Source organism: Aurantibrevibacter litoralis (genome assembly GCF_034651555.1).
Lineage (GTDB): Bacteria > Bacteroidota > Bacteroidia > Flavobacteriales > Flavobacteriaceae > Aurantibrevibacter > Aurantibrevibacter litoralis.
The window spans coordinates 61681-72420 of the sequence record NZ_JAYEEQ010000018.1; the positions used below are offsets into that span (position 1 = coordinate 61681).

The 10740-nt window shown below is 37.4% G+C and carries 14 protein-coding genes; 6 read left to right on the forward strand and 8 right to left on the reverse strand.

What is annotated here, in order from left to right; translation table 11 throughout:
* Window positions 1–84: 84 nt before the first annotated feature.
* The 4 genes from U1E44_RS13570 to U1E44_RS13585 form a co-directional block, all read right to left on the reverse strand.
* Window positions 85–357, reverse strand: a complete 273-nt coding sequence (locus U1E44_RS13570) for an HU family DNA-binding protein (protein WP_322931641.1) — start codon at window positions 355–357, stop codon at window positions 85–87.
* 176 nt (window positions 358–533) lie between these two features.
* Window positions 534–1496 (reverse strand): methionyl-tRNA formyltransferase, encoded by a 963-nt coding sequence (gene fmt, locus U1E44_RS13575; protein ID WP_322931642.1) that lies wholly within the window; start codon window positions 1494–1496, stop codon window positions 534–536.
* Window positions 1483–3378, reverse strand: a complete 1896-nt coding sequence (locus U1E44_RS13580) for a RecQ family ATP-dependent DNA helicase (RefSeq protein ID WP_322931643.1) — start codon at window positions 3376–3378, stop codon at window positions 1483–1485. The genes fmt and U1E44_RS13580 overlap by 14 nt, the downstream gene beginning before the upstream one ends.
* A 1-nt stretch (window position 3379) precedes the next feature.
* Window positions 3380–3919, reverse strand: a complete 540-nt coding sequence (locus U1E44_RS13585) for an AAA family ATPase (protein WP_322931644.1) — start codon at window positions 3917–3919, stop codon at window positions 3380–3382.
* An 88-nt stretch (window positions 3920–4007) separates the two neighbouring features.
* Between U1E44_RS13585 and U1E44_RS13590 the strand changes: the two genes are divergently transcribed.
* The 3 genes from U1E44_RS13590 (at window position 4008) to murA (ending at window position 6376) form a co-directional block, all read left to right on the forward strand.
* Window positions 4008–4295 carry a DUF493 family protein gene (locus U1E44_RS13590; RefSeq protein WP_322931645.1) on the forward strand — a complete coding sequence of 96 codons (288 nt, stop codon included), beginning with the start codon at window positions 4008–4010 and terminating at the stop codon, window positions 4293–4295.
* 89 nt (window positions 4296–4384) lie between these two features.
* Entirely contained in the window at window positions 4385–5053 is a 669-nt protein-coding gene (locus U1E44_RS13595) for a DUF4290 domain-containing protein (RefSeq protein ID WP_322931646.1), read from the forward strand.
* A 15-nt stretch (window positions 5054–5068) separates the two neighbouring features.
* Entirely contained in the window at window positions 5069–6376 is a 1308-nt protein-coding gene (gene murA, locus U1E44_RS13600; protein ID WP_322931647.1) for a UDP-N-acetylglucosamine 1-carboxyvinyltransferase, read from the forward strand.
* 714 nt (window positions 6377–7090) lie between these two features.
* Here murA and U1E44_RS13605 read toward each other — a convergent pair.
* The 4 genes from U1E44_RS13605 to U1E44_RS13620 form a co-directional block, all read right to left on the reverse strand.
* On the reverse strand, window positions 7091–7453 hold the full coding sequence (locus U1E44_RS13605; protein WP_322931648.1) for a helix-turn-helix domain-containing protein: 363 nt from the start codon (window positions 7451–7453) through the stop codon (window positions 7091–7093).
* A 140-nt stretch (window positions 7454–7593) separates the two neighbouring features.
* On the reverse strand, window positions 7594–8571 hold the full coding sequence (locus U1E44_RS13610) for a type II toxin-antitoxin system HipA family toxin (RefSeq protein WP_322931649.1): 978 nt from the start codon (window positions 8569–8571) through the stop codon (window positions 7594–7596).
* Window positions 8572–8579: 8 nt separating this feature from the next.
* A complete protein-coding gene (locus U1E44_RS13615) occupies window positions 8580–8906 on the reverse strand; it encodes a HipA N-terminal domain-containing protein (protein WP_322931650.1) in 327 nt (108 codons plus the stop codon).
* Window positions 8903–9121, reverse strand: coding sequence for a helix-turn-helix domain-containing protein (locus U1E44_RS13620; protein ID WP_322931651.1), 219 nt, complete (start codon window positions 9119–9121; stop codon window positions 8903–8905). Before U1E44_RS13620 ends, U1E44_RS13615 begins: the two co-directional genes overlap by 4 nt.
* A 588-nt stretch (window positions 9122–9709) precedes the next feature.
* On the opposite strand from U1E44_RS13620, the gene U1E44_RS13625 reads away from it, so the two are divergent.
* From U1E44_RS13625 to U1E44_RS13635, 3 genes are read left to right on the forward strand one after another with little or no spacing between them, the layout of a single operon-like run.
* Window positions 9710–9913: a hypothetical protein gene (locus U1E44_RS13625; RefSeq protein ID WP_322931652.1), complete on the forward strand. Its 204-nt coding sequence runs from the start codon at window positions 9710–9712 to the stop codon at window positions 9911–9913.
* 15 nt (window positions 9914–9928) lie between these two features.
* Window positions 9929–10435, forward strand: coding sequence for a hypothetical protein (locus U1E44_RS13630; RefSeq protein WP_322931653.1), 507 nt, complete (start codon window positions 9929–9931; stop codon window positions 10433–10435).
* A complete protein-coding gene (locus tag U1E44_RS13635; RefSeq protein ID WP_322931654.1) occupies window positions 10432–10722 on the forward strand; it encodes a nucleotidyl transferase AbiEii/AbiGii toxin family protein in 291 nt (96 codons plus the stop codon). Before U1E44_RS13630 ends, U1E44_RS13635 begins: the two co-directional genes overlap by 4 nt.
* The last annotated feature ends 18 nt before the right edge of the window (window positions 10723–10740 follow it).

The following is a 10740-nucleotide window of genomic DNA, read 5'->3' on the forward strand; positions in this document are numbered from 1 at the left end:
GACCTAAAATAAGACAAATCTTGTTAATAACAAAAAAAGCATCCATTTAATGGATGCTTTTCATTATTCTGGTTTTTTTTTGAATTAGTTAACCGCTTTTGCCAAATCAGCACCTGCTTTAAATTTAACTACATTCTTAGCTTCTATCTTAATGGTCTTTCCGGTAGATGGGTTTCTACCTTCTCTAGCCTCTCTTTTAGAAACGGACCAAGATCCGAAACCAACTAAAGATACGCGTTCTCCTTTTTTAAGAGATGCTTCTACATTCTCTAAAAATGATTCTAATGCTTTTTTTGCCGCAGCTTTTGTAATACCTGCACTAGCTGCAATGGCATCGATTAATTCTGTTTTGTTCATAGTTTAATACAATTAAATGTTGTTAAATAATTTCAATGTCGAACAAATTTATACGGATTTACGGTGAACACAAGTAAAATAGGGGGAAATCCATGTTTTTGTTGATAACTTAAATGGTTTGTTGATAAAGTAAGAGGATTTTTACTTTTTTTGTTAAGCCTAATGAATCTAGGGGTTTAGCGCACATTGCCCCATTTTTCCCATTTTATACCATTTAGCATTTCTTGAACAGACATTCTTCGTTTTCCCGGCAATTGCAATTCAGTTGGTAGAATAAACCCGTCTTTAACCGCAATTTTTATATTTTTTTTAGTGCCGATCACCTTACCAGATTCGTAATTGTGGGGTGCAATTTCAAATTGGGCATTGTAAATTTTTAGCATAACCGGATCGCTGTCATTGTCTAAAAGTGTCCAAGCTGTTGGGTAAGGACTTAATCCACGAATATGATTATACACAGTTGCTGCCGGTAAGTTCCAATTTATTCTACACGTTTCTTTGTCTAATTTTGGAGCCATTTTAAAAGCATCGGCTCCCTTTTGCGGTTTTGGTGTTACTAATTTTTGTTGAATTTGGAGTACTGTATTCAGTACCACTTGCGCGCCCAATTTCATCAAGGTGTCGTGCAAGGTGCCCGCAGTATCTGCTATGTGTATGGGTGTCGTTTCTTGTAAGAGAATTTCTCCTGTATCGATCTTATCATCGATATAAAAGGTTGTTACTCCGGTTTCTTTCTCCCCGTTTATAATAGCCCAATTGATGGGGGCGGCACCGCGGTAGCTGGGCAATAGGGAGGCATGCAAGTTAAAAGTGCCGTATTTGGGCAAGGACCAAACCGATTTAGGCAACATTCTAAAGGCAACAACAATGAAAAGATTGGCATCGAGGCTTCGTAATTCATCCAGAAAAGTATCACTTTTTAAATTGGTGGGCTGTAAAACCCTTATATCATGGGACAAGGCATATTGTTTTACGGCAGATTGTTGTGGTTTCCTTCCTCTTCCAGCCGGTTTATCGGCAGCAGTTACTACCGCAACTACATCATAATTATGCGCTAACAACATTGCTAATGAAGCTACTGCAAAGTCTGGTGTTCCCATAAAAAGGATACGCATTGGTTCCATATTACCTAATTTCATATTGGTTTTGGGTATTTATTGCGATGTACTCATCTTCTAATAGGTGTTGAACTCCCTTTAAAATCATTGATTCCTTGTAAGGTAATTGTGTTATCATTGCGCGGGAAGACAGTGGTTTTTGTTTCAACAATTTTAAAATATCATGCAACACTAAAGCCAATATGCTCGGATCTGCATTGGTATTTTGCAAGCACACATCGCAAGAGCCGCATGCTGTTTTATGCTCGCCAAAATAGCCTAATAACTGAACACTTCTACATACTTTGTTGTTCTGTACATAGTCTAGCATCCGATTTAAATTCTGTAGTTTCACTTGTTGCTGAACCTTTACTTTATGCGAGAATGAATGAATAGTACGATCGTCTTCTCTGGGGACTAAGAAGGTAATTTCCAAATCGGTATGTGCATCATGTACATCTATAATATGGTCATTTTTCAATTGATGCAGGATTTGAACTAGTTGCGCTTCCGAAATTTGAGTTTTTTTTGCCAAAAGATAGGTGTTTACTTTGGTATCAAAATCAAACACCCCACCATATGTTCGCAGTAACGTTTGCACAATAGTAGCTATATCTTGATGTTTCTCTAAATAGTGAAATAATTCTTGTTTAGACGCTGTAAATTGCAAGCTGGTTCGTTTCGAAAAAGTATCGGATAAGGCAATGACCGAATTTTGATCTAAAATGCGTAATCCGTTGTAGGTGAGAATACTGTTTAACTTGTAGGTGGCGCAAAATTGATTAAAATTAAGAGCAAAATTGGCAGCTGCCCCTTCTCCGTAAGGGATTTGAAAATAATTATTTAGCTTATTGTACAAGGTTTTTATAAAGGGGATATCGGGCAAAACACTTAAAAATTGTTCTTTAGCCAGTTGCGCATCACTCTTATTACGTATTAAAATGGCTTCCGCAGCTTTCTGATCCCTTCCGGCTCTTCCGGCTTCTTGAAAATAATTCTCCAAACTTTCCGGAATCTGGTAGTGCACTACTAACCGCACATTGGGTTTATCAATACCCATTCCGAAGGCATTTGTGGCCACCATGATCTTTACCCTATCTTCTAACCATTGATTTAATCTTTCATTTTTATCTTTTTTAGACAAGCCCCCATGATAGGCGGTAGCCGTTATTTTTTGTTGCTGCAAGAAATTGGCAAGGGACTCCGTCAGCCTGCGGCTCCGGACGTATACGATACCGCTTTCGTTTAATTGGTGACAAAGTGTTCGTAAGCGCCCCATTTTATCCTCGTCTTGAATGACCTTAAAAGAAATGGTATCTCGTGCAAAAGAATCTTTAACGATAAGCGGTTGCCTAAGACCAAGATGCGTTATAATATCTTGGCTTACTTGTGCTGTTGCCGTTGCGGTAAGCGCAATAATAGGCACATTAGGAGCCAAAGTTCGTAACAGATGGCATTCTAAATAGGCAGGCCTAAAATCGTTTCCCCACAATGAAATACAATGTGCCTCATCTATAGCGATCAGGTTCACGTTCATTTGCTGTATACGTTCTTGTATCATATCTTGTTGTAACCGCTCGGGGGAGAGATACAAAAATTTAAAACCCCCAAAAAGACAATTGTCCAGCAAATCGATGACCTCATCATGAGGTATGCCACCGGTAAGTGCAATGGCTTTTATGCCTTTTTGTTTTAATTGCGATACTTGATTTTGAATTAGGGCAACCAAGGGCGATACTACAATGCAAATACCATCTAGGGTTAAACCCGGTATTTGGTAACATACCGATTTTCCTCTCCCGGTGGGAAGCAATGCCAGCATATCATTACCTTGTAATACGGCATTAATAATCCGTTGCTGAGAGCCTCTAAATTCGGAATAACCCCAATAGGTTTTTAGAATATCGGACGGATTTTTCAACATGTTATTTATTTAGGGCACTGAGAATGAAATTGACCCGCTCATCAACGGAGCTAATAGGCACTTCCTGAACACGATACCCATAGTTGGTATAGGTGCGTTCTAAAAAATCATGAATGCGAATGGCTTCATCAAAATTTTCGTGCCGTTCGTTATCCGCCGTATAAATATCCTTCCAAGGCGGTAATAAAAACACATTGTCATAGCGGTTGTTTTTACACGCATCGACAAAATCGCGGGTATACTTTTGGTGCACCCCATCCATATAGGCCAACACATCGGGTAGGCCGCGATCCAAAAAAACGATATCTGTCAACGCGTTCTCAGCTTCGTAAAATTGTGCTAAACGCCCTTCCAATATACGCTTGCTAAATCGTAGCGGATCGGTTAAAAAGAGTTGTGGAATTCCTTCGGCACGTGCCTCTAGCGTTATGCTTCTAGATATTTCATGCAAGCACAGAAATCCTCTTTCTTCAATTCTTTTAATGACCGATGTTTTTCCCGTACTCGGTCCACCGGTAATCACAACTTTAATAGGATTCAAGATAACATTTTTGCGGTTACAAAGTAATGAAATACCTACTAGACTAAAAAATTGATAATGAAGCCTTATATTTGCATAAACGATTGTCATGGAAACTGAAAAATCCGAGGAATTTTATAAGCGATTGAAAATTCAGTTAGCGGAAAGCAGTACATGGCCTTCTAATTACCTGTACAAGTTTATAGTGCCTTCGGAGGCAGAGAAAATTAAACAAATACAGACGATTTTTGATAACACCGGAGCTGTTATTGAAACAAAAAAGTCTAAAAATGGCACGTATACCAGTATTTCGGTAACGGTAAATTGCAAAGATCCGGATGCTGTGATCCAAAATTATAAGGAGGTTGGTGAAGTAAAAGGTGTAATATCATTGTAAAACGGCATTTTTACCATAATTTTGTCGTTTAATATCCGTTATAGCTTTACTACCTTGTTTTTTAATACAAAAGCCTTAAACATTTCAAATTGAATTTAGTAGAAAACTTAGAGTACAATACTGAGCGCACACAGCTCATTATTCCAGAATACGGGCGCCATTTTCAGAAGATGGTAGATTATGCCGTATCCATTGCAGATGATGAAGAGCGAAATAAAGTAGCCAAATCGATTATTAGCGTGATGGGAAATTTGCAACCCCATTTAAGGGATGTGCCCGATTTTCAGCACAAATTATGGGATCAACTCTTTATCATGTCCGATTTTAAATTGAACGTAGATTCTCCTTATCCCATTACCTCAAAAGAGGTATTGCGACAACGTCCCGAACCGTTAAGCTACCCCCAAAATTTTCCCAAATACCGTTTTTATGGCAACAATATTAAACGAATGATTGATGTTGCCGTGCAGTGGGAGAAGGGTGATATGCGCGAAGGTTTAGAATATGTCATTGCCAATCACATGAAAAAGTGTTACCTGAATTGGAACAAGGATACGGTAGATGATGAAGCAATATTTGCTCATTTATACGAGTTAAGTGATGGGCAGATTGATATGGCCTCAGAGGGCGAAAATCTCACCGAAAGCGGTCAATTCCTTAAAAATAGAGTAGCCAAGACACCAAAGACGACCACTTCTACAGGTAAAAAAAGTCAAGGAACCAATACTAATAACAACCGCGGTAAAAAACGGTTCTAATATTTTCAACGTTAAATGGGGACATTTAAAATTGAAGGCGGACATAAGCTTCACGGAGAAATAACACCGCAAGGAGCTAAAAATGAAGCATTGCAAATCCTTTGTGCTGTACTATTAACCTCCGAAAGTGTTACGATACACAACATACCCGATATTGTAGACGTCAATAAATTGATTTCGCTTTTAGAGGATTTAGGCGTAAAAATTCAAAAGAAAGGAAAAGGGTCTTATGTGTTTAAGGCAGATGAAGTACAGCTAGACTACCTGCAATCCGATCAATTTAAAAATGATGGCAAGGGTTTAAGAGGATCTATTATGATGGTGGGGCCTTTGTTGGCGCGTTTCGGAAAAGGGTATATTCCCAAGCCCGGAGGCGATAAAATTGGTCGCCGGCGATTGGATACTCATTTTGAAGGATTTATTAAGCTTGGCGCAAAATTCCGATACAATAAAGAGGAACATTTCTATGGCGTAGAGGCCAAAAGCCTAAAAGGAACCTATATGCTTTTAGATGAAGCATCGGTAACCGGCACCGCCAATATTGTAATGGCAGCAGTACTTGCCCAAGGCACTACAACTATTTATAATGCAGCCTGCGAGCCATATTTGCAGCAATTGTGCAAGATGTTGAATAGGATGGGCGCCAAAATCTCGGGCATAGGTTCTAATTTGCTTCAAATTGAAGGAGTTACCCAATTACAAGGTACAGAACATACCATGCTACCCGACATGATTGAAATTGGAAGTTGGATCGGCCTTGCGGCAATGACACGGAGCGAACTCACCATAAAAAATGTCAGTTGGGAAAACTTGGGTCAAATCCCTTCCGTATTTAGAAAACTTGGAATTCGCTTAGAACAAAAAGGAGACGATATTTATATTCCGGAGCACAACGAAGGATATGCCATTCAGAACTATATAGATGGCTCTATCCTTACCGTGGCCGATGCTCCTTGGCCGGGTATGACTCCAGATTTATTAAGTATTATTTTGGTGATAGCCACCCAGGCGCGAGGTGAGGTTCTTATTCATCAAAAAATGTTTGAAAGTCGTTTGTTTTTTGTAGATAAATTGATCGATATGGGGGCAAAAATTATCCTTTGCGATCCCCATAGAGCCACTGTAATAGGGCATGACTTTAAATCTACACTAAAGGCTACCACTATGGTTTCGCCAGATATACGAGCGGGCGTATCCTTGTTAATCGCAGCCTTATCTGCAAAAGGAACTTCTACAATACACAATATAGAGCAAATAGATCGCGGCTACGAAAATATCGATACCCGATTACGCGCTATTGGTGCCAAAATAGATCGGTATTAATAGCGAATACTTTTTTTATTGCTATTGATGGTACACATGAAACCTATTTTGGCGTATAATCTTTGAGCCTGAATATGTTTTTTAGGACTTGATTCAAGTTTTTATGCTAGATGCGTTGAAGTGGTACCCTATTGATGTCTATGAGCCATCTGTGGAATAAGCCGTACAACCAAGAATTTATGCATCTTGCCTAGTTTAGGAATCATTTTTTACGGTATTCATGTACCTTTGAAGCACCATAGCATAAGTAGGTTAAGTTCATGGTAAGATTTGGGGAAAAAGGCAGCGGAGACGCTGCCTTTTTAATTGGATTTTATTTCCCCCGATACAAAATGTAACTTCTATTGATTATTAATAAGGTATAAATGTAAGGTGCAAATAAGGTACAAAACTGCACTAAAAGGCCTTTTATGGGGCTAAATAAGTGTTTTTTTATTGAGGGTCTTCCGATAGAGAAATAGAAAACATATTAACCAATATTTCAATGGACGTAATTTTTTTCAACCTGCATTTTCAACGGACTTCCAACCATTTTTTCCGTCGTTCACATTTAAAAATCCTCTCTCAATCGAATCCTTAAAAATAGTAATTGAAGGATCAGCACAACTACACTTGTCTGTATGACCACAATAACATATCCTATCTACAAATTCATCTTGGCCAATTTTCTCAACTTTAACCAGATTTTGAATTTTTATTCCATGGTTATAGATTCTATTGTAAAATAATGTCACTATCAATATTTAATTTTTGATGCAAGGCTTTGGCAACATTCAAAGTAATTTCTCTTTTGCCGTTTAAATAGTCACTTATTCTTGAGGCGCTTGTATCTAAGAGAGTTGCCAAATCCTTTCTTTTAAGCCCCATCTCAAACATACGTAGTTCAATCATTTCCTGTAAGGTAGGTAGCCTAATTGGAAAATGGATTTCCTCGTATTGTTCGATGATATCAGAAACTTCCAAAAACTCTTTTGCTAAAGGATTATCTGCTGACATATTATCATCCACAACATCTATCAACTCTTCTAAGCGAAGATTTGCTTTTACATATGCTTCATGTGTAATTAATTCTCCCATTTCTTTATAACTTATCTATATTCTTTATTTTTTCGTAATCCCGGTGATTGCAAACCCATCGTATCAATACTTTCTTAAACTTAAACCGATCTGGAAATGGATTTCTTCGAATTAGATAATCATAACTTGTATATTAAATTCTAATCTCTCAAAAGTTTTCTAAGCCTTGTCTGATACCCTTGAAGGTAGTTTCTTTTCGTCTTTTCATCCAAGTATGAAAGCTCGATTAAGGATAGTACTTTATCTTGATTTGTCGTTAAACTTCTAAATGCCTTTTCATATTGCCTTTTAGAAATGCCAGCAAGTTCTGCTAGCTGAAAAAACTGCTCTGTAATCTTACCTCTTGATTTGTCTACTGGTAAAAGTCCATCTTCTAATGCAAAATCCCTATCCTCAATATGGATCCTACTGTTTAATAGGTCATAGGCAGGACTCAATTTAAAATCTCCCAAAGCAGTTTCCATTAAAGAGAAATTTTTGAAATGGGCATCACCGTTAGATATTAAATAATTGAAAAGTAGTAGCTTAAATAGTTTGATAGCCTCAATTGGATAGGCTGGAACATACTTTTTTAAAAGTTCAAAAAGGTGTAAATAATTTCCAGAATATTTAAAATCCGTTCCATGGGTTTGTGGTGTTCTTCCGGCTAAAGTAGCAAAGTCTTCAATGGCCCATTTAGTACCATCTTCTTGCACATCAAAACGTTTGGTAATATATGCGGGGTCTCCGTTTTTAAAGAATACGAGGCCGTTCTCTGCAGTTTCGATTGCGAATACTTGGCGTGCCAACTGCATGCTCAAATGTTCGTTGGCCGGCATTTGATCTGTACGAGTTCCCACATTCGGAATTGGTTTTAAAATGTACTGCCCTTGTTCTCCATCATTTATCAAACGTAGTTTGTTCTTTTCCAGTAGTACCGAAAACTTTTCTTGTACACCAGAAATGGATAAACGTAGTTTGTTTTCTTTAAAGAGTTCTTCAGTAACCGCATTGGTAACAGGCGATTCGTAGGGTAGGATAGGGCTTACCTTCCTCCCTTTGAATAAACGATGTAATGCTGTCGTACTATAGGTATTGAGTCCTTTCTTTAAAGTGCCCGGACAGTTGTTTATTTTCATTGGATTCCTCATGCTTTTATTTCCTTAACCTGAATGGCTCCAATCGTATCATATTTTGCTGTGGTCAATAATAGACCGAAATAGTCTTTCGGGTCAATGCGTAACTCAAAACAAATATTTTGTTTGTTTGAGCCCTCAGGAAGCATATTATAAAAAAAAGGGAATAGATGCTCTGAATGATACTCTTGTTGGTTTTTTGGTAATGTAAGGCTGATAGCTGGGGTGTCGTTTGATGCAAACCATTTGTCATGATAACGAAATGTGAAACTTCCATCATCCGATTGGGTCAATTTTCCTGCTTCTTCCTTTTTGTACAAAATGACTGCTTGCCTCATTCTTCAGGTGATGTCGTTTTTACTTGGAAAGTGAGTTCCAAACCTAATGCATTACCCAATTTGTTTAATGTTTCTGCAGTAGGGTTGCCTTTACCACTTTCAAATTGTTTAAGGGTACGCAGACCTACACCTGAAAGGTCTGCCAATGTTTCTTGGGTAACCTGCAGCATTTCTCTTCGCTCCTTTATACTTTGTATTAAACTATTAAAGTGCATTATATGGCTCTTTTGTAGGCTAAATTAAATATTTATCATGAATAAACATAGCGAAAGTGTGTTTTATTGCACTATTTTATCTTTTTCTAATGCAATTAACTCTATTTGATAAAAAAGTGCCTTATAATGCACTATTTAATTCAAATTTTATCTCATGTTAACTATATCTATCAGCTTTTCTTAGCGAAGGTTTGTTTTGACATATTACTTAAAATTAGTCATGTTGGAGATGATATTTATTTTCTAGTTAATGGTTAAAACCCTGCAATTCAATTGCAGCTACTTTAGTTTCTATAAATTTTTACAACATCCCCTCTCAGTCTCCCCGGAGGAGAGAAGTTTCGCTCCTTCGGAGGGATTAAGGGAGGACTTTATAGCCCATGTGCAACAAAGAATTTCATTCTTTTTTAAAAACTATGGATTTTTAATCCATAGTGGTTTATTAGGCAAAAGAAAATAATTCAATTTTAGATCGCATTCAGATGGCCTTGCATGATACAAAGGGCCTTGTCTATTTTTGGAGTATTATGTCAAGTTTTTTGCGCAAAAAACTTGACATTTTATTTTTTTTAATATCTTTGCACTACGATGACTACTGCAAAAAAAATAGCCAATAGAATAGAGGAGCTACCAATGGATAGCACTTTTGGGTATGCAGATTTATCTATTCTTCGCGAAGAATATCTAACAGCTGCAAAAGCCTTGGAACGATTGCAAAAAAAGGGAATTATAAAAAAACTGTCAAAGGGGATTTTTTATAAACCTAAAATTACTGTTTTTGGGGAACTATAGCCAAATGAAGAAGAAATGCTCAAGCCTTATTTATTTGAGGACGGTAAGAGAATAGCATATATTACAGGAACTTCATTGTACAATCAGTTGAACTTGACTACCCAAGTACCAGCAATGTACAAAATAGCAAGTGCCGAAAAGCGTATTTACATCAATAGGGGCAGAATCAAAGCGAAGCCAGTAAAAAGCTACGCACCCGTAACAGAGAAAAATTATAGGATGCTAGGTTTTTTGGATGCTATGAAAGACCTTAATAATATTCCAGATGTCAATAAAAAATCAGCTATTCTTATATTTTTAAGTCGTTTAGGTATAATGACATCCAAAGAATTGAATGAACTTATTAAATATGCACTTTTGTATCCACCTAGGGTAAGGGCTTTGTTAGGTGCATTATTGGAAAAGCTTGATACGACAATCGATATCAAAAGATTGAAAAACTCGCTCAATCCACTTAGCACCTACGATTACAATCTCCGAGATACCGCATTGAAAACCCAACAAAACTGGAATATCCTATGAATCTGCACCAAAACAAAGATTTGTTCGCAGATGCGATAACGGCAACTGCACAGCATATGGACATTCTGGAAGTTTATGTAGAAAAAGACTATTGGATATGTTATGCTCTAAAGCTAATTTTTGAAAGTACCATAAAAGATGAAGCCATATTTAAAGGAGGAACAGCTTTATCCAAATGTTATAAGTACATCGACCGTTTTTCCGAAGATATTGATTTAGTGGTTCTGCTGGATGCGCCGGTCAAATTGAGCCATGTGCGCCGGATGAAAGTGAGCCGTTTAAACTAGTTGCTTAAAATCGATTCA

Coding starts and splice junctions, on each gene's coding strand:
- murA (WP_322931647.1), top strand. CDS start 5,069: ATGGGGACATTTAAAATTGAAGGCGGACATAAGCTTCACGGAGAAATA.
- U1E44_RS13615 (WP_322931650.1), bottom strand. CDS start 8,906: ATGAGGCAAGCAGTCATTTTGTACAAAAAGGAAGAAGCAGGAAAATTG.
- fmt (WP_322931642.1), bottom strand. CDS start 1,496: ATGAAATTAGGTAATATGGAACCAATGCGTATCCTTTTTATGGGAACA.
- U1E44_RS13635 (WP_322931654.1), top strand. CDS start 10,432: ATGAATCTGCACCAAAACAAAGATTTGTTCGCAGATGCGATAACGGCA.
- U1E44_RS13580 (WP_322931643.1), bottom strand. CDS start 3,378: ATGTTGAAAAATCCGTCCGATATTCTAAAAACCTATTGGGGTTATTCC.
- U1E44_RS13625 (WP_322931652.1), top strand. CDS start 9,710: ATGACTACTGCAAAAAAAATAGCCAATAGAATAGAGGAGCTACCAATG.
- U1E44_RS13570 (WP_322931641.1), bottom strand. CDS start 357: ATGAACAAAACAGAATTAATCGATGCCATTGCAGCTAGTGCAGGTATT.
- U1E44_RS13590 (WP_322931645.1), top strand. CDS start 4,008: ATGGAAACTGAAAAATCCGAGGAATTTTATAAGCGATTGAAAATTCAG.
- U1E44_RS13610 (WP_322931649.1), bottom strand. CDS start 8,571: ATGAAAATAAACAACTGTCCGGGCACTTTAAAGAAAGGACTCAATACC.
- U1E44_RS13620 (WP_322931651.1), bottom strand. CDS start 9,121: ATGCACTTTAATAGTTTAATACAAAGTATAAAGGAGCGAAGAGAAATG.
- U1E44_RS13605 (WP_322931648.1), bottom strand. CDS start 7,453: ATGGGAGAATTAATTACACATGAAGCATATGTAAAAGCAAATCTTCGC.
- U1E44_RS13630 (WP_322931653.1), top strand. CDS start 9,929: ATGCTCAAGCCTTATTTATTTGAGGACGGTAAGAGAATAGCATATATT.